This window comes from Cohnella mopanensis (assembly GCF_022352055.1).
Classification (GTDB): Bacteria; Bacillota; Bacilli; order Paenibacillales; family Paenibacillaceae; genus Cohnella; species Cohnella mopanensis.
Genome location: NZ_JAKRWM010000012.1, coordinates 96,231 through 121,872, shown reverse-complemented (window position 1 = coordinate 121,872; position 25,642 = coordinate 96,231). Strand labels below are relative to the sequence as shown.

Here is a 25,642-nt window from a genome sequence, read left to right as displayed (position 1 = left end):
AAACCCCTCCTATACTTGTACTCCGAAATCACGGCAGAGCCCTGCCAATCCGTCTCTATAGCCGCTTCCGACGGCGCTGAATTTCCATTCTCCGTTATGGCGATACAATTCCGCAACGACAACCGCCGTTTCGATCGAGAAATCTTCTCCCAGATCGTACCGGATTAGCTCCTCGTTCGTTCCGTCTTTCACGACTCGCGCGAAAGCGTTAGCGACTTGTCCGAAGTTCTGGTTGCGTGCCGCCGCATCGTGAATCGTAATGCAGAACGCAATTTTCTCGATATTCGCCGGAACTTGGCTCAGATCGATCGTCAACGACTCGTCGTCGCCCGCGCCTTCGCCAGTTTGATTGTCGCCGGACAACTGGATAGACCCGTTCGTATTGTTCTTGTTATTGTAGAAAATAAAATCGGCATCCGAATTCACTTTACCGGAAGCATTCAAGCAGAACGCGGACGCGTCAAGATCGAACGCGCTTCCGCCATCGTATTTGTTCGTATCCCAGCCTAAGCCGACCATCACTTTCACGAGACCCGGATTGGACTTGGTTAAATCTACTTTCTGACCTTTGGACAAATTAACGGCCATGCGGGGATGATCCTCCTTTAATTGGAAAAAGGACCGCGATCCGAATGAAAAGCGGTCCCTTGAAGTCAGGGTCTAACGAACGATTACATCAAACCGAAATCTTTGCACAAGCCTGCCAGACCGTCTCTATAACCGCTGCCGACCGCATTGAATTTCCATTCGCCACTGTGGCGATACAATTCTCCTACAACGACAGCCGTTTCAATGGAGAAGTCTTCTCCCAGATCATAACGGATCAATTCCGCTCCCGAATCTTCGTTCACGATCCGAACGAATGCATTCGTCACTTGTCCGAAGTTTTGTCCTCTCTCGGCAGCTTCATGGATCGTGATACAGAAGGAAACCTTCTCGACTTCGGCAGGAACGGTAGCCAGGTTGACTTTAACTTGCTCATCGTCGCCGTCGCCTTCGCCCGTCAGGTTGTCGCCCGTGTGCAAGATGGAACCGTTTGGATTTTGCAAGTTATTGTAGAAGATGAAATCTTTCTCGGACGCAGCTTTGCCCGTAGCGTTAAGGCAGAAGACGGAAGCATCCAAATCGAACGCTTGCCCTCCATCATACTTGTTCGTATCCCATCCTAATCCGATTAGCACTTTCGTGAGTCCCGGGTTCGTTTTCGTTAAATCGATTTTTTGGCCTTTAGATAAGCTGATAGACATAGAAGTAACCTCTTCTCATCATTTTATTTGGGGGTAGGTCGAATTATTATTGGTAAGTACGAGCCAGAACATCAATATGCGGCGAATTCGATCCTTCACCGATTGCGTTAAATTTCCATTCGCCGCCGTAACGGTAAATCTCGCCAACGATAAGCGCTGTTCTGCCGGAATAGTTGTCCGTTAAATTAAAGAGAACCAATTCTTGCTCATTGGTCTGATTAAGCACCCGAATATAGGCGGAGGAGATCATTCCGAAATCCTGCTTGCGATTCACGCAGTCATAAATGTTAACGACCACGAGAATCTTGTGAATGTTCGCGGGTACGCGTCCCAGATCAATATGAATTTGCTCGTCGTCCCCGTCGCCTTCGCCCGTGCGGTTATCGCCGGAATGAACGACAGAGCCGTCCGGACTCTTCAAGTTATGGAAGCATACAAGATTTTTCCCTTGAAGCTTGCCGTTCTCGTCCAGTAGGAGGGCGGAAGCATCGCAGTCAATATCTACTTTCTTGGAGCCGAAGAAGCTCTTCTTCTCCACGGGGTTCCAACCGAGACCAACAACTATCCTGCTAAGCCCGGCGTTACCCTTCGTTAAATCGACTTTCTGTCCTTTTACTAGAGAAATCGTCATTTCAATGGGGTCTCCCTTCAACTAGTTCAATCAAGAGCGATTTCGGTAATGGATTCTATGAATCTATCATCCATTGACTAACTTAATTTACGACAATATCTTCAAAAGGTTTCATCCAACATCTAAATTATAATCCATATTCGACTATCCCATCAATATTTGGGAATCGTAAGTTTACTGTAACCTTCTTTCCTTCCTTTGCGTCAGTACACTTGTCGAATTCGCGCAAACATACATCAAGGAGAGTGCATCAATATGAAAAAAAGAACTTTCGTTCTTCTGTTAACCCTCGTGCTAAGCGTAGCGCTGAGCGCATGCTCAAGCAACAATAAGGAAGCCGCAATAGAGTCTAAGGTACCTGCTAAGGAAATGGCAGACCAGATGTTAGCCCAGTTCGAGCAACCCATGCTAATGGAATTGGAAGCCGGCATGGTTCAACAGCTTTATCACCTTGACCCGGCTTTGCTCGAACAATATACGATCAGAATTCCCCTTATGAATGTGAAAACGAATGAAATCTCGATTTTGAAAGTCAAAGACGCCAAAGATGTCGCAACCGTCGAAGCAGCCGTCAAGCAACGTGCCGCGGACGTGCAGAAACAATTCGAGACTTATCTTCCCGACCAATATGAGCTTTCCAAAAACTATAAACTTGTCACCAAAGGAAACTACGTGCTATTCGTTATTTCGGAGAAAGCCGACGAAATCGTCAAATCTTTCGATAGCTTCTTCGAACAAAAATAATCGAATATGGTATTCAGTAGCCTGATTTTCCTATTCGTCTTTCTGCCCGCCGTCCTGCTTCTATACTATTGCTCGCCCTGGAGAATCAAGAATCTCATTCTGTTCTTAACAAGCCTTGTGTTCTACGCTTGGGGCGAGCCCGTCTATATCGTTATTATGCTCATTTCCACCGTAACGGATTACAGCTTCGGGTTGCTTCTTAGCAATCCGCGGCTGAAACCGATTCAACGCAAGTGGATCGTCGTTTTCTCTATTATCGTCAATCTCGCGCTTCTCTCGTACTTCAAGTACGCCGATTTTCTCATTCATAACGTGAATGATCTGCTCGGAACCGATATTCCGCTTACTGAGCTGGCTCTGCCGATCGGGATCTCCTTCTATACGTTTCAATCCATGTCCTACATTATCGACATCTATAGAGGGACGGCCAAGGCGCAGCGCAACTGGATCGACTTCGCCACGTTCGTCGCTTTGTTCCCGCAACTGGTCGCGGGGCCGATCGTTCATTACAAAACGGTATCGGAACAATTGCGCAAGCGTTCAATCAATATCGAGATGTTCGCGGAAGGCGTACGCAGTTTCATCATCGGGCTAGCGAAGAAGGTGCTGCTCGCCAATAATATCGGCCTGCTCTGGCATGCGATATCGGAAACCGATTCCGGCTCGTTGCCTGTGTTGACCGCCTGGTTGGGCATTATCGCCTTTGCGTTCCAAATCTATTTCGATTTCAGCGGTTATTCCGACATGGCCATCGGACTTGGCTTAATGTTCGGCTTCCGTTTCAACGAGAACTTCAACAAGCCTTATACCGCTCAGAGCATTACCGACTTCTGGCGGAGATGGCATATTTCCCTTAGCAGTTGGTTTCGGGATTACGTCTACATACCGCTCGGTGGCAACCGGCGGGGATTAGGCAAGCAATTGCGCAACATCCTCATCGTTTGGTTGCTAACGGGAATCTGGCATGGAGCGAGCTGGAACTTCTTGTTATGGGGCTTATACTTCGGCGTGATCCTGATTTTCGAAAAATGGTGGGTGTTAAAGCTGCTTGAACGTACGCCCCGTTGGGTACGTCACATCTATGCTATCCTTCTCATTCTCATTGGATGGGTATTGTTCGCATTCGAAGATCTTCCGTTAATAAGCGAATATCTGCAAGCGATGATCGGTCTGACCGGTCAACCGTTCTGGGACGACAATACGCTGTACTTCGCTTATACGAACGCGATACTGCTTGCCGTGCTCGTCATCGCTTCTATGCCTTGGAGAAAACTTTCCGCGGCTCCTGCAAGCGGCAAGGGCGCGATCCTGAACTTGATCTGGTGTGGACTATTGTTCTTCCTGTCCGTATCCTATCTGGTCGATGCGACCTTTAATCCATTCTTATATTTCCGGTTTTAAAAGGAGTTAGACTGATGAAACAGAAAGCTGATCGTCTATTGGTGGGAGGATTCGTTGCCGCGCTGTTTCTCATATCGTTAACCTTCTTCCTCCTGCCGATTACGCGGTTTTCAGAGCTTGAGAACCGCACTTTGCAGGCTGCGCCCAAATTCACTTGGGATAATCTGATCTCGAAGAAATTCGCCGAAGACGCGGAAAGCTTCGTAACGGACCATTTTCCTTACCGCGGCGATTGGGTATGGATGAAATCCTCGATCGAGCAATTACGATTGCAGCAAGAAAATAACGGAATTTACAAAGGGAAAGACGGCTACTTATTCGAGAAATTCGCCAAGCCCGATTATACGAAGGTCCAGCAATATATAGAAGCGATCAATCTATTCGCGGCCAGCCATCCTGAAGTTAGCACCACGTTCATGTTGGCACCGACATCGGTCGGCATGTACCCGGATCGCCTGCCTTGGAAGGCTCCGTTCTATTCGGAGGAGAAGGTCAACAACGTCATCGCGGATCAACTGAATAACAGCTTGACGTTCATGAACGGCTTCGACTTCCTGCGTCCGCATGCGACGGAATCGATCTATTACCGGACGGACCACCATTGGACGACATTAGGCGCTTATTATGCTTATTCGGCTTACGCCAAGCAGATGGGTTGGCAACCGCTCAGCTTGAAAGAATTCCAGGTAGCAACCGTCAGCGATTCTTTCCTAGGCAGTTTCCATACCCGCAGCCAGTTCAGCGGATTGACGCCGGATCAGATCCAAGCTTTCTTGCCGACCAAGCCCGTCCATTCGGAGATGTATATCGCAGATACGGATAAGACGCTCAATACTTTGTATGACGATAGCTTCCTTCGGAAGAAAGATCAGTACTCGTATTTCATGGGCGGGGTTCATGCCCTGACGACGATCAAGAGCGACCTTGATCCGCAGTCCGTCGACCTAGACAAGCTGCTTATCGTTAAAGATTCTTACGCCCATAGCTTTATTCCCTTCCTTACGCAGCACGTATCGGAGATCCACGTCATCGACATTCGGTATTACAATGGCACAATCGGCGATTACATGACCGCGAACGGAATCCGGAATGTTTTGTTGCTGTTCAATACCGCTACTTTCGTCGACAATGGCGAGATTCTGAAAATAGACAACTAGTCGCACAAAAGTTTGCCTAGCTGCAACCTTATTCGGACAAGCAGCGTCATTAGATTTATAGAACAGATTAAGATCAGACATCAAGGAGAACACACACATGAGAAAAAGCGCCGTCACGTTCCTGTTAGTTACGACATTATTAGGAGGTTTGCTGAGCGCATGCGGCAGCAACTCGGATAAGAACGCCAACGCCCCTATCGAGACGAGCGAATCGTCCCCGAGCAGCGAAGCGAGCCTCGGCGCGGATGATAACGCAAGCCCCGAGTCCAGCTTAAGCCCTGAAGCGAGCCCAAGCGCGGAAGCAAGTCCGAGCGAAGAGGCAAGTCCAAGCACTTCCCCGGAGCCTAGCAAGGAACCCGCTCCGAGCAAGAAGCCTTCGACGCCTAGCAAATCGCCGGAACCGAGCAAAAAACCGGAACCAAGCAAGAAGCCGGAGCCAAGCAAAAAACCGGAGCCTTCCAAGAAGCCTGAACCGAGTAAAGATCCCGCTCCTGCGACTAAAGATATCGTAGATTATATGCTAAAGCAGGTCGAGCAACCGAGTCTCATGGATATGGACGCAGATCGGATTAAAGAAACGTACGGAATCGATACGAGCCTGCTCGCGGGGTTTACGGTCAAAACGCCGTTGATGAACGTGAAGACGAACGAAATCGCCGTATTTAAGGTGAAGAACGCGAAGGATATCAAGACCGTGAAGAACGGAATCGAAGAACGCGCCGCTGCCGTGCAGAAGCAATTCGAAAATTATTTGCCAGACCAGTACGAAAACTCTAAAAATTACAAAGTCGTCACGAAAGGCGATTACGTATTGTTCTTGATTTCCGAAAGCGCCGACGATCTGGAGAAAGCATTTAACGCTTCTTTCAGCAGCAAATAATTAAACCTGCAATTCATCATTTTATTAAACAAAAAGAGACTGCCCCGCAAGGTCATGTACAGACCTTGCAAGGCAGTCTCTTTTTTGAAATGTGCTTATAAAACTCGACGCGCAGTTACGTAATTTTTAGTCCAATAGCTTGAATTCATGTTCGATACCGTTACGCCTTGGCTGCTGCTCGCATGAAGGATTTTACCGCTCCCCGCATAGATGGCCACATGGCTAATGCCGCCTCCGCCGGTCCGGAAGAATACCAGATCTCCTACGCTTAACATTCCCTTGTCGACCTTCTCGCCGATATAGGCTTGGGAAACGGAAGTTCTGGGCAAACTCACTCCGAATTGATCGAAAATATATTGCACGTAGGAAGAGCAGTCGAATGCATATGTAACGCCTGCTTCTGCTCCGAATTGATATGGCGTTCCTACATGTTCTTTACCGAAAGCGATGAGATTTAAAGATTCCGGCGTTGCGGCACTTGTTTGAGAAGTCGAAGCGATCATAGATCCGAATAATCCGGTTACGGTCAAGCTGCAAGCTAATATTGCTTTTATGGTAAATTTCTTAGTCATCTCGTAATTTCCTCCCGGCATCTCTGGTTGTTCGTTAACCATTGTCGTCGGAATTCACTATAGCACATCTATTTTTTCCGATAATTTTCCAAGAAGAACGCGAACGTAGATGACAGAACGCTTTTCGGTCTTTCTTAGAAAAGGGTTAGAAATCGTTAATGTTTCGAAAAGTAATTTCTGTAGAAAAAAATAGTTCGATTAGTATTGTAAAACCTTAAATTCCGAGTATAATACTTGGTATATAGAAAAAGCGACAGGAGATGCCTTCATGACCATATCGAATAATCGGATCGCCAGCCAATGGATAAATAATCAGCTTGATTTATATAACCTTGCCGTTAGCCTGGGAGATCAGGTCTGGCAGGATCAAATCCTTGATCGCTTGCGTAGCAAAGAGGAGTACATCCAACGCGAAATCCAAGAGCAAGCTTGGCAAGATCTATGGTTACGGTTCGATGACATCAATCGCAAAATTCTAGGAATATACGAACAGCTCCATACGAGCGTGAGCGAAGGGCATAAATCGAGTTTAAGGGAGCAAGCGTGGGAACTTCGGGCCTTGCGCGTGCAAATCGGCAAAAAGCTGAGAGAAAGCCAACCGGGCATCTCTAATGTTCTGCAAAGAGGATAAAGGGCTTTAAAATAAAAAAGAGGCATGCAGCGGTCTGCTCTGCCATGAAACTTATGGGTTGAGGAATGGTCTAGATTCCGTCAGCCATCGCTGCAATCTTACATCGAGGTTTGTTTCATATCGCGCATCATACTCATCATCATCGTAGTCATTTCATCGCACTCTTGCATTTTGCCCATCATCATGTCCATATCCATGCCATCCATCATTTTCATTTCCATCATGTTGTCCATCATCATCTTCATGCATTTCATCTTGCACATCATTTCTTCCATGCACATGTTCATCATCATGCTCATCGCCATTTTCTCCACGTTTCTTCACCTCATCATATGATTTGAAATCCTTTTCCCTTGTCTAAAGTACTATATTTCCAGCCCAGGATCAAGAACTTTTTGTTGATTTGATAAAAATATTATGTTATAAATAAAGATTAATGTTTTTATTCAAGGTAATCCGGTTGGATTTATTTCCTTGCTCGGAATGAAATTAAAAACCCCGAAAACCCTTATGTGATAAGGAATTTCGGGGTTTTCCGTATTTTCGTTCTCTAGTTGTTATACCTTTAGCTCAGAATGCCGGATGGATGAGGTCTCGATCTGAATCGTCGTGTGTTGGATCTTGAACCGCTCCTCTATGAGGCGAATAGCCTTCTGTAGTACCGCTTGATTATCGGCATCGTCCGAAATGAGAAGATGACAGCTTAGCGAATCCAAGCCGGACGTAATTGTCCATATATGAAGATCATGCACCTCGGTGACGCCTTGAATTTCGATTAACGTCGCTTTGACTTCGTCTTGGTTAACCGTAATCGGCGTCCCTTCCATCAGAATATGGACCGTATGCTTAATGACGCTCCATGCGCTCTTCAAAATCAGCAATGACACTAACACGCTTATGATAGGATCGGCCAAGTACCATTTGAACGCAAGCATGATCAATCCGGCTGCTATCGCGCCTACGGATCCTAGAGCATCTCCAAGCACGTGAAGATAAGCGCTTCTAAGATTTAGATTGTTCTTGACATCGCCCTTCCTCAGCAATGCCCATGCGCTTACGAGATTGGCGATCAGTCCGACTGAAGCGATCAAGATCATCGATAAGCTCGAAACCTCCGGCGGAGCCGAGAACCGCTTGAAAGCTTCCCACATAATGAATGCGGCGATGACGAACAAGGTAACCCCATTGAACAATGCAGCCAATATTTCGAAGCGATAGAAACCGTAAGTTTTGTTGGGAGATGCCGGTTTCGTCGCGAACCAGAAAGCGACTAAGCTCAAGGCCAACGAACTCGCGTCGCTCAGCATATGGCCTGAGTCTGACAATAACGCAAGACTGTTCGTCAGGATTCCGCCCACGAATTCTAGAATCATTATGACGGCCGTGATCACGAGCGCGATCGTCAGCCCCCGTTTATTGCCTTCCCGTCCGGCATCATGATGATGGTGCCCAAGCCCGTGATGATGATGCCCGTGGCCGTGATCGTGGCCATGACCGTGTTTGTGATCGTGTTTGTGATCGTGGTTGTGTTCATGACCGTGATCGTGATTGTCGTTTTCCCCGTGCTTATGAGTGTCTTTCATAATCGTATCCCTCACTAACATATGAATATATGCTCATATATAGTATGTATCAAAATAGCTAATCCTGTCAATAACATTCCCATTTTATTAATAACAAGCAAACATGGCTCTCGACGTCCAGCGATTTTGTCGTCTCTCAGAACCGTTTACTTCCTTTTTTTCGTTCATCGCCAAAAGTCGTCCAACCTTTGATATAATGTTTAGGAAACCGGTTTCGTTAAATGGTGTGAAATTAACTTATTGTTCTGGAGGCTGCAATAATGACGAAATCTACAGTGAACACAATTATTTTGACGAAAGAGCAATTGATCGAGCAGTTCAGCAACTGCGGAGTGTCCAAGGGTCAGACGATATTCGTGCACACTTCGCTAAGCAGCATCGGATTTATCGTTGGAGGCGCGGAAACGTTAATCCGGTCGCTACTTGAAATCGTAGGCGAAGAAGGAACGTTGATGATGCCTTCCCAAACGTGGAAAAATCTCGACCCTTCCACTGGGGTTCATTGGGAAGAGCCGGAGGAATGGTGGCCGATCATTCGCGAGCACTGGCCCGCGTACGACAAGGAAGTTACGCCTGCGATCGGCATGGGCGTAGTCGCCGAGATGTTCAGAAAATGGCCGGGAGCGAAGCGCTCTGATCATCCTGCAAGATCAGTAGCGGCCGTAGGTAAACATGCTGAGTATTTGACTCAAGAACACGATTTGAGCAATATTTTCGGTAAAAATTCTCCCGTAGATAAACTATACGAGTTAGATGGATATGTGCTGTTGATCGGGGTCGGCTACGATAAAAACACTTCCCTGCATCTTGCGGAAACAAGAGCCGACTTCCCGACTAAGAAATTCGCCGACGAGAGCAGCGCCGTGAGTATCGACGGAAAAAGAGTGTGGGTCACTTACAATACGCAGTCGGTGGATGACGTGGATTTCGTTAGACTGGGCAGCGAATACGATCAAGAGGCGGGCATTCGAATCCATAGGGTCGGCAATGCCGACGTTCGGTTAATGAAGCAAAGACCGTTAGTCGATTGGACCGTAAAATGGATGGAGAAACATAGAGTGTAACGCGTAACGGCACTGTTTGCCGCAATTGAGGAAAAATGGCCAGCAGGTCATCGATTAACGGCACTGCGTGCCGCTAAATCGAGGCCAACAAGCCATTTTTTGCTTTTAAAGCACAAATAGCGGCACCGCGTGCCGCTATTCTGAGAGAAATGACTTCATACTATAGAGTAACGGCACCACGCGCCGCTAATTCAAGAATCAAATGATGTAGAAGAGTACCCATGCGCTCATTTCCGTTAATCTACGCTTGCGCTTCCGCTAAAGCTCTTAAGCCAAGCGCGAGCGAGCCGCTCAAGCCGGCGTTGTCTCCGAGACCCGGCGGCACGATGTAATCATCGATCCCCGTGTCCAACGCCTCGGCAGCGACGTAACCCTTCAAGTTAATCCGAACCTGCTCGCGGATCAGCGGGAATAGTTGCAACTGATGCATAACGCCTCCGCCTAGAATGATCTTCTTCGGCGAGAGCAGCAGAATCGCGCTAGCCAACGCTTGGCCGATGTAGAAAGCTTCCATCTCCCATGCCGGATGATCGGCCGGCAGCTCGCTGCCCTTCACTTTCCATCTCGCTTCGATGGCTGGTCCTGCGGCCATCCCTTCCAAGCAATCGCCGTGGTAAGGACATTTGCCCTCATACGTATCCTGCGGATGACGACGCGTAAGCACATGACCGCCTTCCGGGTGCACCAATCCGTGAACCATCCGCCCTTCAACGAAAACGCCCACACCGACACCCGTGCCGATCGTATAGTAGAGACAGCTATCCAAGCCTTTAGCCGCGCCCCAAGTCGCTTCGCCTAACGCAGCCGCGTTAACGTCCGTGTCCCATCCCATCGGTACGTCGAACGCCTTCTGCAATTCGGGAAGCAACGGGTAGTTCGCCCATCCCGGCTTAGGCGTCGTCGTCACGTAGCCAAATTGGGGACTAGCCCGATCAATATTAATCGGACCGAACGAACCGATTCCGATTGCCTCGACCTGTTTGTCTTCGAAATAAGCGACGACTTGGGCAAGTGTCTTCTCAGGTTGCTCCGTCGGAAAGCTGATCCGCTCCAGAACTTCACCTTTCTCGTTCCCAATTCCGCACACGAATTTCGTTCCACCTGCTTCAATGGCCCCGATAATCAATCTATTTTCCCCCTGCTGACTTAGAATCTAATTAGTTACCCGATAGAAGCTTTCGAGTTGCGCGGCAATCTCTGCCTTCGCGTTATCGACAACGACTTGGCGTTGCGGCTTATCGAACAGCTCCTGAATGCGCTCTGGGAAGTTCTGCTCTATGCCGATAAGGCGAATCGCTTCGTCGAATTTAGCCGGATGAGCCGTCGCCAAGGAGACGAATGCTCCGTCGTTCTTATTCCCCGCCCCTTCATAGGCCGCGATACCGCATGCGGAATGAGGATCCAGCAAATAACCGTAACGCTCCTGATAGGTCTGGATCGTATTAAGGCACTCGGCGTTCCCGACGCTGTAAGCCGTCATATCCTGTTGGATACGCGCGATCTCTTCCGGCGTGAAGATAAGCTGCCCCTCCGCTTTGAACTTCTCCATGCGCGCCGACACTTCGCCCGCATCTTCTCCGCAGAAATAGTACAAATAACGCTCGAAATTGCTCGCGATCTGAATGTCCATGGACGGGCTGTGCGTGCTGCGGAATCCTTCCGGCTTGTATACGCCCTCGCTGATAAACCGCTCCAAAATATTGTTCTCGTTAGTAGCCAAGACGAGTTGCTTGATCGGCACTCCCATTTTCTTAGCCAAGTAGCCCGAGAAAATGTTGCCGAAGTTTCCTGTAGGGATGCTGAAGTTAACGCCGTCCGCTCTTACCTTCTCCGGCAATTGCAGGTAGGCATAGAAATAATAGACCGATTGCGCCAGGATACGCACGAAGTTAATGGAGTTAATCGCGCGCAGATGATATTTCGTCTTGAACGGAATGTCCGCGAACAGCTCCTTAATGATCTGCTGGCAATCGTCGAAGTTCCCGTTAACCGATAGGTTCAACACGTTGTCGTCCTGTACGGTCGTCATTTGCAGCTCTTGTACGCGACTGACTTTGCCGTTCGGATGCAGGATACAGATTTGAATGCCTTCCTTGCCGCGAACGCTGCTAATGGCGGATGCACCCGTATCTCCGGAAGTCGCTCCAAGAATATTGATGACTTTGTTTTGCTTTTGCGCCACGTATGCGTACAAATTACCCATGAATTGCAAAGCGACATCCTTGAACGCGAAAGTCGGTCCATGGAATAGCTCCAGCACGTGCAAGGAATCGTTTAAGGTCGTTAAAGGCAATACAGCCGGGCTCGTGAAGCCGGCGTAGCTATCTTGAATGAGCTTCCGCAAATCCGGCTCGGGAATCTCGTCATTCGTGAATAACGAGAACACCTCCAGCATGAGATCCTGATAGGTTAGCTTGGACCAAGCGTTCAATTGTTCTGCCGTAACGGAAGGAATCGTCTCCGGAACGATCAAACCCCCGTCTTCTCCCAAGCCCATCAGGAACATATCGATAAAGCCGATCGGCGTAACTTGTCCTCTCGTGCTTATGTATTTCATCGTGAATTTCTCTCCTCGTTATGAAATGTTCTTCATCTATTGTGGACGAAAGCGAACATAATTTCAACAACTGAGTGTTCGTTATTCGCAGACAAGTACGTGACGAATAAACTGCCCTTTACTGACCGTACATCGATCCTTGATTTTAAACCCTGCTTCCATGATGATCATATCCATCTCTTCGATCGTAATGACGACAAGCTTTGATGCAAATTCGCGGGCGCTGCCAAGCATTTCCCGTTTTTCTTCGAGTGACAGCACGGAGCAGAGATTGTACGGCATATCCAATATGGCCGCATCATAACGCTCTGTAATCTCCCGCATGTCGCCTAACGTAACGGTTGCCGAACCGTACTCGAAGAATGCCACGTTCTCCCTCGCCCCCATGGCCGCAAGCGGATTAATCTCTCGCCCTACGATATCGATATTCATCGACAACGCTTCTACCAACACGGTTCCGATGCCGCAGCAAGGATCGATAGCCCTTATGCCGTCGATGCGAGGAACCGCAATGTTAACGACGGACCTGGCGACGCGCGTACTTAGCGCCGTAGAGTATTTCCGGGGCTTCTCGTTGTGCTTTAACCAGATCGCCTCCCCGTGAACCAATTCTCCCAATCTCCATCGTCCGTCTATTCGAGCAAATCCGAATTCCCGGTCAGGCTTGCGCATATCCGCCCGGCCGCGGAATCGCGAGCCAATCTCCCGCTCCATCGCGCGTTTCTCATCATATTCGAACTTGGCCCCTTCCTCGGGATCGTGATTATCGATAGCCAGCACTTTAAAGGTCGAATCGCCCAATTCGATCTCGCCGACTCGCTCGGCGAGATCTTGCAAACTGTCGCCTACGAACAATATCTTTAATCTCATCTTGATGAAAGGACTTCGGCTAGGCTTCACTTCGATAGAGCTTCGCAGTAAATTGTATCGGCACTCGCTCCCGAATAGTGAACGCATTTCGAGCATGCATAAAGCGCGTTCCTCTTCGTTGGCGGCGAATGCGTATAGGTAATCGTTCATGCGTATCCGTCCTTTATCGATGACGCTCCTTCTTCTATAGTAAGATACCATTCCCGAAGAGCAAAAAACACCACAACTTGACCACAATAGAGGTTAGAAAACTTTGGAACAATGAACTACTATGAAGAAATAAAACAAATACTAGTAAAGGCAGGAATAGCCATATGTCCTATTTATCCATAAGCACTTGGAGCTTGCACCGATTGCTTGGCCCTCTACGTTGGACTTACTGGGATGCCGAAACCGGAACGCATCGCACGCATGTACAGGATCAACCCCAAACGCATACGCTTCTTGAATTACCGGAGCAAGCCGCCCGACGAGGTTATCGCGCGATCGAGGTTTGTCATTTTCATTTTCCGGAGACGGACGAGAGTTACTTGAAGCAGCTTCGCCAGTCCTTCGCGGATGCGGACGTTTCCTTCGACACGCTGCTCCTTGACTACGGCGACCTCACGACGGCGGACGAGACCCGAAGATCGGTGGATCTGCAGCTGTATCGCGAATGGATCGACATTGCCTCCCTGTGCGGAGCTAAGCAAATCCGCTTGATCGCGGGAGAAGCAGCTCCAACCGATGTCCAAGCCATTCGGCAATCGGCCATGGCCCTCTCGGAGCTGAACGAATATGCGGCTACCCGCAACGTGCAGGTCATCACGGAGAACTTCAAGGAACTAACGTCAACGGGAGCGAGCTGCCTGCAACTGTTGGGCGAGACGGGGAGCTTTATGCGGATGATTACGGATTTCGGCAATTTCCACGGGGAAGATAAATACGGCGAGATTGCCTCTACCACTCCGTACAGCGTGTCTATTCACGCCAAAGCCGCATACGACGAATCCGGCAATCCTGACGAGACCGAATTCACTCGATGCCTTGAAGCCGTTAAGTCTACTGGATACGATAGCGCTTATGTCCTCATCTACGACGGACCCGGCGACATGTGGGAAGGGCTTGAACGGATTAAGCGCATCGTAGAACCTTATCTACAATAATAATGAGCCTCCGTTCGCCCCGTTGCGCGAGTTCGGAGGCTCTTCTCTTCGTTATTCCACGACCACTTTCAACGCAGCTACTTGTCCCGGATAGGATTGATTCACTAAACCGGTCGTCCATGCTTGCGCACGTTTGCCCACAAGCCCGGAATCAAAAATATCCGTTGCCTCTTGCCCTTCTTCGAACGCTTTGCCGTCTTCTGTCAAACTCACCCAAAAGGCGAGCGGATCATCCGAATTGCCGTTTTTCTCATGTTCGTTCACGATTAGAATCCGGTTACCCTGCGTGTCCACTTCGGTGATTTTTCCGGTCACGGAAGCTTTGGCACTGCAACAAGCCCGAACGGAAATGTCCACCGGAAACGGTTCTCCGGCAAGCCCGAACAAACTGACCTTGAATGCATCAATATCTCTCTCCGACAATTCGCGTTCGACATCTCCGAAGCTGCGAATCTCTAGTTTAATCTCGTTTTCGCTAATCCCCGAGTATAGTATGGCAATCGAGTGTAGATCTCCAACTTCGCGCCATCCGTCGATGATTTTCTGCTGGATTTCCTGTAATCCTTCAGCCGTCTTCGTTTGAACATCTACCGGGTAGCCCGATTCAACGGGCACGGTAGATGGCATATTCGAGGCGCTTCTGGCATTATCGTCAGAGTTGCAGCCCGTTAGCGTCCAGATAGCCAACAGTAAGAGAATTACCTTCACCATATTGACCCTCCATGAAATGAAAAGAATGTCTTTTCACTCTATAACGAGAGTAACTCCTAAAGGTTGCAGCAAGGGGGCGGATAGGGAGGCGCGTGACGGATTCTTCGGCTGAAAAAACGCATTTTGAGAAAGATCTCGAAGTGTTATGGCCTAATTAGGGTGACATGGATGCGGGGTATATGTCGTGGAGTGTGCGATAGCGGCATCGGGTGCCGTTGAAATGTGTTACTGAGTGCGATATCTGCACGTTAGCGGTGGGGCGTGCCGCTATTCGGTCTTAATTACGGCAACTGGAGGAGTATTCGCGGAAATAGCGACTTCGGATGCCGTTATAGGTCCTACAGAGTGAAAAATGTAAGAAATAACGGCACTACGAGCCACTATCTCCAATCAGCGAGTATTGCAGACTTCCAGCCCCCATATGATTCCGTTACATCGACTATTGAATAAGACGCAACATTTGCACGACCGGACGGCCATCTCCGCTTAGCTTAGCTTCTCTGCTTCGGAGCTGCGATGAACCGTCGCCGTCAAGAAATATGCCGTTTACAAGCTGGCCATCCCCGATCCGTTCGACAATCGCTTGGCGAAATTCCGCGAGAGTTCCCCTCGTGGCGCTAACAACCAGATAAAGGTTCCCCTCCTTGTCGTATACGGCCGCCGAACGCAAACAATAATTATCCGGCAGCGGCGCGGCCTCCATAACGGACTGCTCTACCCAACTCTCATTCCGGTCAAGGCTCATGCTAATGCCCCCCTGTGCCCAGAACCGCGAGCGATCCGTAACCGATAGCTCCGAGGATTGCTGCACGACCTGCACGCTCAGCTTATCCAAGCTTCCATCCCATACCAAAGTTCCTCGCGCGTATTTTGCATTAGTTGCTCCCGAGCCGTATTGCCCCGCTTCCTTGTGCACGGGAATATCGTTGACGATGGCAATGCTAAGCAACGCATCCTCGTAAAAGAATCCACCGTTAATCCCATAATAGGGTACAGCAACCACGTTATTGCGTATGGTCGCCAGCCCGATATTGGAAGGCCGCGTAAGCAAATAATGCAATTCCATGCCGTTGGTTGCAACAGAGGTTCCATATGTATATTCATGCGGCATATCCAGCTCTTCATCCTTGGAATCGCCGCCTTTACTAAGCCCGTTAACTATTAAGGCTGCTAATAACACCAGTAGAGCTACAAGTAACCCCCCTGCAATCCAGAGCTTAATCTTCGTCTTTTTCTGCATCTATTGGCTACCTCTTTTATTTAATGTCCCAAATTATTCTCCTATTATATATTGAATTCACTAGAATCGACACCCGGTAAACTGAAAATGCCAAAGAGGCAGTCCCTTGGCATAACTGCCGACTGCCTCTTATCCATCTGATCACGGAAGCAACGTATCCCCCATCAAGTACCGGTCGCATTCACGCGCGGCTTCCCGGCCTTCGTTAATGGCCCAGACGACCAAGCTTTGTCCGCGTCGCATGTCCCCCGCGGCGAAGACGCCCTTCACGTTCGTTGCGTAGTGGCCGTATTCCGCCTTGGCGTTAGACCGTTCGTCCTTTTCTATGCCCAACTGATCGAGGATCGTATTTTCCGGACCCAGGAAACCCATGGCCAGCAAGACTAGCTGAGCAGGCCACACTTGCTCCGTGCCCGGTACTTCCGCCGGACCGAACCGACCGTTCGCATCCGCTTTCCACTCTATACCGACGGTATGCAGCTCCTTCAAGTTGCCGTTCTCATCCCCGACGAAACGCTTCGTCGAGATCAAGTATTGCCGTGGATCGCACCCATAGAGCGCCTTTGCTTCTTCCTGCCCGTAATCGAGCTTATATACGCGCGGGAATTGCGGCCACGGATTGTTGTCTGCCCGGGTTTCCGGCGGCTTCGCCATGATCTCGAACTGCGTGACGCTTCTGCAGCCATGTCGCAGCGAAGTACCCACGCAATCCGTTCCGGTATCTCCTCCGCCGATGACGATGACGTCTTTGCCCTCCGCGGAGATGTACTGGCCGTCAGCATGCTCGGAATCCAACAAGCTCTTCGTATTCTTGTGCAAGAACTCCATCGCCAGATGAATACCTTTGAGCTCGCGGCCTTCGATTGTCAGATCTCGGCCTTTCGTCGCCCCGCCGCACAGGACGACGGCATCGAACTGTTCGAGCAGCCGCGATGCCGGAACATCTTTGCCGATCTCCGTACTCGTCACGAACGTAATTCCCTCTTGGCGCAAGAGATCGACACGTCGCTCGACCGTTTTCTTGTCTAACTTCATATTCGGTATCCCGTACATGAGCAGACCTCCGATGCGATCCGCTCTTTCGTAGACCGTGACCAAGTGTCCCGCTTTGTTCAATTGAGCCGCGCATGCCAAGCCGGAAGGGCCGGAACCGATTACGGCAACCTTCTTGCCTGTACGAACCGTTGGAGGCTCGGGTAAGATCCAACCTTCGGCGAAGCCCCTGTCGACGATGGCTTTCTCGATATTCTTGATCGTAACGGGCGGATCATTCAACCCAACCGTACAGGAGCCTTCGCAAGGCGCCGGACATACCCGTCCGGTAAATTCCGGGAAGTTGTTCGTCTGGTGTAGACGATCCAACGCTTGACGCCACAATCCTCGGTAGACGAGATCGTTCCATTCCGGAATCAAATTGTTGACCGGACAGCCGGCCGCCATTCCGTTAATGATCTGTCCGGTATGGCAGAATGGGATGCCGCAGTCCATGCAGCGTGCACCTTGCTCCTTAAGCAGCTCTTCCGATGCCTTGCTCTGGAACTCCTGCCAATGGTCGATGCGGTCTAGGGGGTTAGCTTCAGGAGGCAGTTCCCTTCTAAATTCCATGAATCCGGTAGACTTCCCCATCTTCTCTCCTCCGTCGCCCTAGTTTCCGCTAACGCGGGACAAGTCCCTCATATTCGCTTCGAACGCGGCCATTGCAACCTCTTCGCCGCTTAAGCCCGACGCCGATAAGCGGTCCATCGCGTCTAACATCCGCTTATAGTCTTTCGGAATGACTTTGACGAAACTCGTCAGGCTATCGTCCCAACGCTCCAACACCGATTGCGCCCATGCGCTCTTCGTGTGGATCACATGGCGCTCGATCATCTCCTTCACTTGCTGCGCTTCATCCGACTGCTCTAAGCGATCGAGATGCACCATCTCCAGATTGCAGCGGGTAATGAAATCCCCTGCTTCGTCTAATACGTAAGCAATCCCCCCGGACATTCCCGCCGCGAAATTGCGCCCCGTCTTGCCCAGAATGACCACGCGTCCGCCCGTCATGTATTCGCAGCCATGATCGCCAACGCCTTCGACGACGGCATTCACGCCGCTATTCCGTACGCAGAAGCGCTCGCCCGCTATACCTCGAATATACGCTTCGCCTGATGTCGCGCCATACAGACTGACGTTTCCGATAATGATGTTCGCTTCCGTCTTGAAGATCGCTTTCTCCGATGGAGTCACGATGATTTTGCCGCCCGACAACCCTTTGCCGACGTAATCGTTCGAATCCCCTTCCAGCTTAAGGGTCATTCCTTTCGGTACGAACGCGCCGAAGCTCTGGCCTGCGGAGCCGATAAAATGGAACCTGATCGTATCCTCCGGCAGACCCTTCGCGCCATAACGCCGGGTAATCTCGCTTCCGAGGATCGTTCCGACGACGCGATTCGTATTGCGAATCGGTACGATCGCCGCTACCGGCTCACCGGAGATCAGGGCAGGCTCGGCAATCTTGAGCAGTACCTTGCGATCAAGTGAGTTGTTCAGGCCATGGTCCTGCGCAGTTTGGCAGTAACGCCCAACCTCCGAACCGACTTCCGGCTGATACAGTAACGGAGAGAGGTCTACGCCCTTCGCTTTCCAATGCGCGATCGCTTTGCGGCTATTGAGTTTGTCGGTCCGGCCTATCATCTCATTGACCGTGCGGAACCCTAGCAGAGCCATCCACTCGCGCAATTCCTGGGCGACGAAGCGCATGAAGTGGACTACATGCTGCGGATCGCCGTTAAATTTCTTGCGCAGCTCGGGATTCTGCGTGGCGACTCCGACGGGACAAGTGTCCAAATGACAGACGCGCATCATTACGCAGCCCAGCACGATCAGCGGCGAAGTCGCGAAGCCGAACTCCTCGGCTCCGAGCAAAGCGGCAATGGCGAGATCCCGACCCGTCATCAGCTTCCCATCGGTTTCAACTACGATCCGATCGCGCAGCTTGTTCAGAACGAGCGTCTGATGCGTCTCCGCTAAACCTAACTCCCAAGGCAATCCCGCGTGGCGAATGCTTGTCTGCGGGGAGGCTCCGGTTCCGCCATCATATCCGCTGATCAGCACGACATCCGCTCGGCCCTTGGCTACTCCCGCCGCGATCGTTCCCACTCCAACCTCGGAGACGAGCTTGACGTTAATCCTCGCCCGCGGATTCGCGTTCTTCAGATCATGAATAAGCTCCGCCAAGTCCTCGATCGAGTAAATATCATGATGCGGAGGAGGGGAAATCAGCCCCACCCCCGGAGTCGAACCGCGCACTTCGGCGATCCAAGGGTACACCTTGCGTCCCGGCAGTTGCCCGCCTTCTCCCGGCTTCGCCCCCTGAGCCATCTTGATCTGAATCTCATCTGCATTAACCAAATAGTTGCTCGTCACGCCGAACCGCCCCGAGGCGACTTGCTTGATCGCGCTGCGCCGGGAATCGCCGTTCGCGTCCATAACAAACCGATCCGGGTCTTCTCCGCCTTCCCCGGTATTGCTCTTCCCTCCGATGCGATTCATCGCGATGGCCATGCTCTCATGCGCTTCCTTGCTGATCGAGCCGTAAGACATCGCTCCCGATTTGAACCGTTTGACGATTTCGTCTACCGGCTCTACTTCTTCGATCGGAATACCGCCAGCCTGATCCGGCTTCAGTTCTAGCAACCCGCGCAGCGTAAAGAGCTTCTCTTGTTGGCCGTTGACCGCCTCCGTGAATTTCTTGAACAGATTGTAGTCATTCGTGCGGCATGCCTGTTGCAGCGCGTGGATCGTCTGCGCCTGATAAATATGCTCTTCTCCGTCCCGTCTCCACTGGTATTCTCCGCCGGCCGGAAGCACCAACTCGCCTCGTTCTTGCTGCGCATATGCCTTTCGATGCGGAATAAGCGCTTCTTCGGCGATAGTCTCGAGCCCTACCCCGGCGATTCTCGATGGAGTCCACGTAAAATACTTATCGACCAGCGACTGCTCCAGCCCCAGCGCTTCGAAGATTTGCGCGCCCCGGTAGCTCTGGATCGTCGATATCCCCATCTTGGACAACACTTTAACGACACCCTTGGTGGCCGCCTTCAAATAATTCTGGACCGCCTTCTCGTGAGAAATCCCGACAAGCAAGCCTTGGCGAATCATATCATCCAGCGACTCTAACGCCAGATACGGGTTTATCGCGCTTGCCCCATATCCGAGCAACAACGCGTAATGATGAATCTCCCGCGGATCACCGGACTCTAGCAGAAGGCTTACCTTCGTGCGCGTTCCCAGTCGGATCAAATGATGGTGCAGGCAAGATACCGCTAGGAGAGCCGGAATAGCCGCATTCTCGCGATCGATTCCCCGGTCCGATAGAATCAAAATGTTATGGCCATGCGAGATGACCCGATCGGCTGCTTCGCACAACTCCTTCAATGCAGCTTCCAAGCCCTGCGACCCTCCCGATACCGGGAAGAAAATCGGCAGCGTGATCGCCTTGAAGCCCGGCCTTCGGATATGGCGCAGCTTGGCGAACTGTTCATTGGATAGGATGGGCGACTTCACCTTGATCTGGCGACAGCTTTCCGGCTCGGGCTTCAGCAGATTGCGCTCCGGACCGATCGTCGTCCCCGTGGCGGTAATGATTTCTTCGCGAATGGCGTCTATCGGCGGATTGGTCACCTGCGCGAATAGCTGTTTGAAATAACTATATAACCGCTGCGGCCGTTTCGATAGAATCGCCAACGGAGCATCGTATCCCATCGACCCGATCGGCTCGACTCCGCTTTGGGCCATCGGCTCGAATACTTTGCGCAGCTCTTCGAACGTATATCCGAAAGCCCTCTGCCGCTGAAAAACCGTCGAATGGTCAGGCTGCGGCACATCCGGCGCGTCCGGCAGCTCCTCCAAGCCGATCAGATGCTCTTGCAGCCATTCCTGGTAAGGATGCTCCTTTGCGATTGAGGACTTCACTTCCTCGTCGGATATAATCCGTCCTTCTTTCGTGTCCACGAGCAGAATTCGTCCGGGACGCAATCTTTCTTTGTAGAGAACATTTTCCGGAGGGACCTCCAATACGCCTACTTCCGATGACAGAATAATCCGGTCATCCGTCGTGACGTAGTATCTCGCAGGTCGCAGTCCGTTACGATCCAAGAAGGCTCCGATCTGCGTTCCGTCCGTGAACGCCATGGCCGCCGGTCCGTCCCAAGGCTCCATCAACGTACTATGATATTCGTAGAACGCTTTCATCTGCTCCGTCATGCTTTCATGATTGGCCCATGGCTCGGGGACCATCATCATCGCCGCGTGAGGGAGTGATCGACCTGACAAGTACAGAAACTCCAGCGAATTATCGAACATGGCCGTATCGCTGCCGTCGTTGTCAATGACGGGCTTGACCTTGTGCATGTCGTTTCCGTACAGTTCGGTCTCAGCCATCGCTTGGCGGGCATGCATCCAGTTCACGTTACCGCGCAGCGTGTTGATTTCCCCATTGTGGATGACATACCGGTACGGGTGGGCTCGCTCCCAGCTTGGAAAAGTATTCGTGCTGAACCGGGAGTGAACGAGGGCAAGCGCCGTTTCGACGGCCCGATCCTGAAGTTCTACATAATACGAGTCAACCTGCTCCGGAATGAGCATTCCTTTGTAGACGATCGTTTTACTAGAAAGACTAGAGAAATAGAACGTACGTCCGCCTTCCAAACCGGAATAGCGGATCTCCTGCTCCGCACGTTTGCGGATAATGTATAACTTGCGTTCGAAGCCAAGCTCGTCGGAGATATCCCCCTGTTGGCCAATAAACACTTGACGGACGAACGGCTGCACGGATTTGGCCGTATCGCCGAGCTTCCAGTCGTTCGTCGGAACCGTCCTCCAACCGATCAGAGCCTGATTTTCTTCGTGAATGATGCTCTCGAGCCGCTTCTCGAATGATGCGCGCAACTCCGCGTCCTGCGGCAAGAACAGCATGCCTACCCCGTATTCTCCGTTTGCCGGGAGTTCTATGCCTTCTTTCCTTAATTCGCTCCTAAAAAACCCGTCCGGGATTTGCAGCAATATGCCCGCTCCGTCTCCGGTATTCGCCTCGCTTCCCTGACCTCCGCGATGGTCTAAGTTCCCCAGTACCGTCAATGCTTGGCGAACGATATCGTGCGATTTGCGCCCCTTGATGTTAGCCACGAATCCCATTCCGCACGCATCGTGCTCGAATTGCGGATCATACAGTCCTTGCTTGACCGGCAGCCCATTACGCTTCATAGTTCGCAACCTTTCTATACCATAATTTTTATGTATATATGCGAGTTGTCTGACTATGTATGGATTATTCAAATTTCCTCATGCAAGTGGGCAAAATCAGGACATAACTTGGTTGGGTAGTGGTGGGATGAGTGGTTGGGATAGGTGGTTGGGATAGGTGGTTGGGATAGGTGGTTGGGATAGGTGGTTGAGATGGGTGGTTGGGATAGGTGGTTGGGATAGGTGGTTGGGATGGGTGGCTGAGATGGGTGGCTGAGATGGGTGGCCGAGATGGGTGGCTGAGATGGGTTGTGAGTAAATGGAAAAATACATTTATTTTCGATCAACTAGTCGCTTTTTGATCCATTAACTGTATTTGTCCCTTTATATTAATGAAGTCCCCTCCTAAACAAACTGATTCAGATTCATTAACTGTACATTTCCCGTTATTTCCATCCTAGACGCGATAACGCTGTGATTAACTGTATTTTTACAGTTATCCCCGTAACAGAATAGAGAATCAGGATTCAAGCTTGTCGCCAATATGCAAAAAGCACCCCAACAAAGCAACACTTATTGTGTTTGGCTTTGTGAGGCGCTTCTCCCGATTGCTGTTACCTTTATTATGTTCATCTTACGCCCTTCTGTCAAACGTGATAAGCTCCGTATCTCTACCTCTTCCGATCGTTCAGTTGTTGCTTCTTCCTATATTGCCCTGGGGAAATCCCATATGTCTCGCGGAACACGCGATGAAAATAGGTGTAGCTGCTTAGCCCCGTTTCCAGAGCAATCTGCTCTAGAGACATCAGGCTATGATCGAGCAATTCCAACGCGTGTGACAGTCTGAGCTGCTGAACGTATTGCATGGCGGACATTCCGAAATGTTCCTTGAACAGATGCACCGCTCTGGATACGCTTAGGCCCGCATGGCCTGCGATATCCTGAAGCCTCAAAGTTTTGGCGGCGTTCTCCTCGATGTAATTTCTCATTTTCAGAGCATGGAACACGGATACCGATTGGGCTGGAGGAGCCTCCTCAAGCGCACGGTCGAGAAGCAAGAGCAGAGAACGGACGAGCAACGCAATCAACTCCGAATGTCCGCCGTCCAAACGCCGTTTCTCCGAAATCAATTGATGCCAAATTCCTTTGATTCTCTCATCCTCCACGATTTTTTTACGAGTGGGCCTGACTTTTTCCTCCCACCATTCATCCATCCCCTGTCCGGTGCACATCACGAAATAATCCCCATTAGGTTTCATGGGCTTCCCCGGCATCCCGATTCTAAGCTCGTAAATATCCCCTGGCTTAAACAAAAGCAGATCTCCAGGCAAAATTTCCGTATATTTCCCCTCCATCAGCGCTTCGCTAATTCCTTCCATCTGCAATCGGATAATATAGGTATCGAGACCGGTGCTATAGTCTTGCCAAAACGGGTCTTTATGTTTCGAATACCCGCACAATTGTACGTTTATATCATGGGCCATCCTATTTCCCACCTCAGTTACTATAATCATAATGACCAGATCGTATAGGTTTACAATCATATTGTTTCTACATATCCTGCGCCTCTTCCTCCTATAATAATCATATAAATGATTATGGAGGTTAACTATCATGAGCCAACGGAAGATTAGATTAATTCAGACCGAACAGAAGTCGCAGGACAGATTGACGGAGAAAACCTCGTTATCGTTCCATGCCGACGAGCATGGCGTCGAGAACCAGCTGATTAACGTCTACGACGACCTAACCTACCAAGAGATCATCGGTTTCGGAGGCGCCATTACGGAAGCCTCGGCAGTCACTGCCGCCAAACTCGGAGAAACTAACCGGGACAACATCATTAAAGCTTATTTCGACGCGGAGGAAGGCATAGGTTATACGCTTGTCCGAACGCATATTAATAGCTGCGACTTTTCCGTGGGAAATTACTCGTACGTCGAAGATGAGGATCCTTCGCTAGCCAACTTCGATATTAGCCGGGACAAACAAACGCTCATCCCGTATATCAAACAAGCAGCATCGGCTGCCGGAGACGATTTCCTCTTGTACGCTTCGCCGTGGAGCCCGCCAAAGTGGATGAAGACGAACGGGGAAATGAACAACGGAGGGAAGCTTAAACCGGAATACCGCGATGCTTGGGCTCGTTACTACGTCAAATTCATCGAGGCTTACGAAGCGGAAGGCTTGCCGATCTGGGGCTTAACGGTTCAGAACGAAGCCAAAGCGGTGCAAATTTGGGATTCTTGTATTTATACCGCCGAGGAAGAGCGCGATTTCGTCCGCGATCACTTGGGGCCTGCGCTTGAAGCCGCGGACCTTGCCCGCGTCCGCCTCATGGTTTGGGACCACAACAAGGAACGCATCTATGACCGCGCCAAAGTGGCGTTCAACGATATTGAAGCATCGAAATACATTTGGGGTATCGGCTTCCATTGGTATTCCGGCGATCATTTCGAAGCGCTATCCGCCGTGCACGATCGGTTCCCGGACAAAGGATTAGTATTTACGGAAGGCTGCCACGAAGGCGGCGTACAGCTAGGCTCGTGGAAGAGCGGCGAGCGTTATGCGCACGACATCATCGGAAACCTCAACAACTGGATGTCCGCATGGACGGATTGGAACATCGTCTTGGATGAACAAGGCGGACCGAACCATGTCGGCAATTACTGCGATGCGCCGATTATCGCCGATACGCAATCGGACAGCCTCACTTTCCAAAGCTCTTATTACTACATCGGCCATTTCAGCAAATATATCCGTCCGGGTGCCGTGCGGATCGCTAGCTCTAAATACACGGACAAGCTGGAAACGATCGCGTTCAAGAACACGGATGGAACAGCCGTCCTCGTCGTGCTGAACCGTACGGACGAAGAACTTCCTTATACGGTTCGGAACCGCGATGAAATCTCGGAATCGGTTATTCCCGCTCACTCTATCCAAACTTTATTATTCCCTTGCCCATAAGAGGAGCCGATCATCCT

Annotated in this window: 22 protein-coding genes; 8 read left to right on the top strand and 14 right to left on the bottom strand. The window is 50.5% G+C overall.

Features of this window, described 5'->3' with window-relative positions; genetic code table 11:
- Window positions 1–9: 9 nt before the first annotated feature.
- The 3 genes from L3D05_RS18430 to L3D05_RS18420 all read right to left on the bottom strand — a co-directional run bounded on the left by L3D05_RS18430 (window position 10) and on the right by L3D05_RS18420 (window position 1,878).
- Window positions 10–588 (bottom strand): TerD family protein, encoded by a 579-nt coding sequence (locus tag L3D05_RS18430; protein WP_239617784.1) that lies wholly within the window; start codon window positions 586–588, stop codon window positions 10–12.
- Window positions 589–671: 83 nt separating this feature from the next.
- Complete coding sequence (locus L3D05_RS18425) at window positions 672–1,247, bottom strand: TerD family protein (RefSeq protein WP_239617783.1); 576 nt, start codon at window positions 1,245–1,247, stop codon at window positions 672–674.
- Window positions 1,248–1,293: 46 nt separating this feature from the next.
- Window positions 1,294–1,878: a TerD family protein gene (locus L3D05_RS18420; RefSeq protein ID WP_239617782.1), complete on the bottom strand. Its 585-nt coding sequence runs from the start codon at window positions 1,876–1,878 to the stop codon at window positions 1,294–1,296.
- A gap of 255 nt (window positions 1,879–2,133) precedes the next feature.
- Between L3D05_RS18420 and L3D05_RS18415 the strand changes: the two genes are divergently transcribed.
- The 4 genes from L3D05_RS18415 to L3D05_RS18400 all read left to right on the top strand — a co-directional run bounded on the left by L3D05_RS18415 (window position 2,134) and on the right by L3D05_RS18400 (window position 6,060).
- Window positions 2,134–2,622 carry a DUF4358 domain-containing protein gene (locus L3D05_RS18415; protein WP_239617781.1) on the top strand — a complete coding sequence of 163 codons (489 nt, stop codon included), beginning with the start codon at window positions 2,134–2,136 and terminating at the stop codon, window positions 2,620–2,622.
- A gap of 6 nt (window positions 2,623–2,628) precedes the next feature.
- Window positions 2,629–4,023 carry an MBOAT family O-acyltransferase gene (locus L3D05_RS18410; protein WP_239617780.1) on the top strand — a complete coding sequence of 465 codons (1,395 nt, stop codon included), beginning with the start codon at window positions 2,629–2,631 and terminating at the stop codon, window positions 4,021–4,023.
- A gap of 14 nt (window positions 4,024–4,037) precedes the next feature.
- Window positions 4,038–5,180 carry a DHHW family protein gene (locus L3D05_RS18405; RefSeq protein ID WP_239617779.1) on the top strand — a complete coding sequence of 381 codons (1,143 nt, stop codon included), beginning with the start codon at window positions 4,038–4,040 and terminating at the stop codon, window positions 5,178–5,180.
- Window positions 5,181–5,277: 97 nt separating this feature from the next.
- On the top strand, window positions 5,278–6,060 hold the full coding sequence (locus L3D05_RS18400) for a DUF4358 domain-containing protein (protein WP_239617778.1): 783 nt from the start codon (window positions 5,278–5,280) through the stop codon (window positions 6,058–6,060).
- A 95-nt stretch (window positions 6,061–6,155) separates the two neighbouring features.
- Here the strand turns inward: L3D05_RS18400 and L3D05_RS18395 are convergent, their stop codons facing one another.
- Complete coding sequence (locus L3D05_RS18395) at window positions 6,156–6,632, bottom strand: C40 family peptidase (RefSeq protein ID WP_239617777.1); 477 nt, start codon at window positions 6,630–6,632, stop codon at window positions 6,156–6,158.
- A 268-nt stretch (window positions 6,633–6,900) separates the two neighbouring features.
- On the opposite strand from L3D05_RS18395, the gene L3D05_RS18390 reads away from it, so the two are divergent.
- Window positions 6,901–7,263, top strand: coding sequence for a hypothetical protein (locus L3D05_RS18390; protein ID WP_239617776.1), 363 nt, complete (start codon window positions 6,901–6,903; stop codon window positions 7,261–7,263).
- A gap of 98 nt (window positions 7,264–7,361) precedes the next feature.
- On the opposite strand, the gene L3D05_RS18385 is transcribed toward L3D05_RS18390, so the two are convergent.
- Complete coding sequence (locus L3D05_RS18385; RefSeq protein ID WP_239617775.1) at window positions 7,362–7,562, bottom strand: hypothetical protein; 201 nt, start codon at window positions 7,560–7,562, stop codon at window positions 7,362–7,364.
- A gap of 258 nt (window positions 7,563–7,820) precedes the next feature.
- Window positions 7,821–8,846, bottom strand: coding sequence for a cation diffusion facilitator family transporter (locus L3D05_RS18380; RefSeq protein WP_239617774.1), 1,026 nt, complete (start codon window positions 8,844–8,846; stop codon window positions 7,821–7,823).
- A 260-nt stretch (window positions 8,847–9,106) separates the two neighbouring features.
- Here L3D05_RS18380 and L3D05_RS18375 point away from each other — a divergent pair, with 260 nt between their 5' ends.
- On the top strand, window positions 9,107–9,910 hold the full coding sequence (locus L3D05_RS18375) for an AAC(3) family N-acetyltransferase (RefSeq protein WP_239617773.1): 804 nt from the start codon (window positions 9,107–9,109) through the stop codon (window positions 9,908–9,910).
- Between the two features lie 241 nt (window positions 9,911–10,151).
- Here L3D05_RS18375 and L3D05_RS18370 read toward each other — a convergent pair whose 3' ends face one another.
- From L3D05_RS18370 to L3D05_RS18360, 3 genes are all read right to left on the bottom strand, one after another.
- Window positions 10,152–11,036 carry an ROK family protein gene (locus tag L3D05_RS18370; RefSeq protein WP_255807602.1) on the bottom strand — a complete coding sequence of 295 codons (885 nt, stop codon included), beginning with the start codon at window positions 11,034–11,036 and terminating at the stop codon, window positions 10,152–10,154.
- A 27-nt stretch (window positions 11,037–11,063) separates the two neighbouring features.
- Window positions 11,064–12,467, bottom strand: a complete 1,404-nt coding sequence (gene thrC, locus L3D05_RS18365; RefSeq protein WP_239617772.1) for a threonine synthase — start codon at window positions 12,465–12,467, stop codon at window positions 11,064–11,066.
- Between the two features lie 81 nt (window positions 12,468–12,548).
- Window positions 12,549–13,487, bottom strand: a complete 939-nt coding sequence (locus tag L3D05_RS18360; RefSeq protein WP_239617771.1) for a TRM11 family SAM-dependent methyltransferase — start codon at window positions 13,485–13,487, stop codon at window positions 12,549–12,551.
- Between the two features lie 164 nt (window positions 13,488–13,651).
- Here L3D05_RS18360 and L3D05_RS18355 point away from each other — a divergent pair, with 164 nt between their 5' ends.
- Window positions 13,652–14,482, top strand: coding sequence for a sugar phosphate isomerase/epimerase family protein (locus L3D05_RS18355; protein ID WP_239617770.1), 831 nt, complete (start codon window positions 13,652–13,654; stop codon window positions 14,480–14,482).
- 51 nt (window positions 14,483–14,533) lie between these two features.
- On the opposite strand, the gene L3D05_RS18350 is transcribed toward L3D05_RS18355, so the two are convergent.
- The 5 genes from L3D05_RS18350 to L3D05_RS18330 all read right to left on the bottom strand — a co-directional run bounded on the left by L3D05_RS18350 (window position 14,534) and on the right by L3D05_RS18330 (window position 24,142).
- The gene (locus tag L3D05_RS18350) at window positions 14,534–15,193 is read right to left on the bottom strand and encodes a hypothetical protein (RefSeq protein ID WP_239617769.1); all 660 of its coding nucleotides are present in this window, start codon (window positions 15,191–15,193) and stop codon (window positions 14,534–14,536) included.
- 439 nt (window positions 15,194–15,632) lie between these two features.
- Window positions 15,633–16,433, bottom strand: a complete 801-nt coding sequence (locus tag L3D05_RS18345; RefSeq protein ID WP_239617768.1) for a phosphodiester glycosidase family protein — start codon at window positions 16,431–16,433, stop codon at window positions 15,633–15,635.
- Window positions 16,434–16,574: 141 nt separating this feature from the next.
- Window positions 16,575–18,059: a glutamate synthase subunit beta gene (locus L3D05_RS18340; protein ID WP_239617767.1), complete on the bottom strand. Its 1,485-nt coding sequence runs from the start codon at window positions 18,057–18,059 to the stop codon at window positions 16,575–16,577.
- A gap of 18 nt (window positions 18,060–18,077) precedes the next feature.
- Window positions 18,078–22,679 (bottom strand): glutamate synthase large subunit, encoded by a 4,602-nt coding sequence (gene gltB / locus L3D05_RS18335; protein ID WP_239617766.1) that lies wholly within the window; start codon window positions 22,677–22,679, stop codon window positions 18,078–18,080.
- Window positions 22,680–23,329: 650 nt separating this feature from the next.
- Window positions 23,330–24,142, bottom strand: coding sequence for a helix-turn-helix transcriptional regulator (locus L3D05_RS18330; RefSeq protein WP_239617765.1), 813 nt, complete (start codon window positions 24,140–24,142; stop codon window positions 23,330–23,332).
- A 130-nt stretch (window positions 24,143–24,272) separates the two neighbouring features.
- Here L3D05_RS18330 and L3D05_RS18325 point away from each other — a divergent pair, with 130 nt between their 5' ends.
- Window positions 24,273–25,625, top strand: a complete 1,353-nt coding sequence (locus tag L3D05_RS18325; RefSeq protein ID WP_239617764.1) for a glycoside hydrolase family 30 protein — start codon at window positions 24,273–24,275, stop codon at window positions 25,623–25,625.
- The last annotated feature ends 17 nt before the right edge of the window (window positions 25,626–25,642 follow it).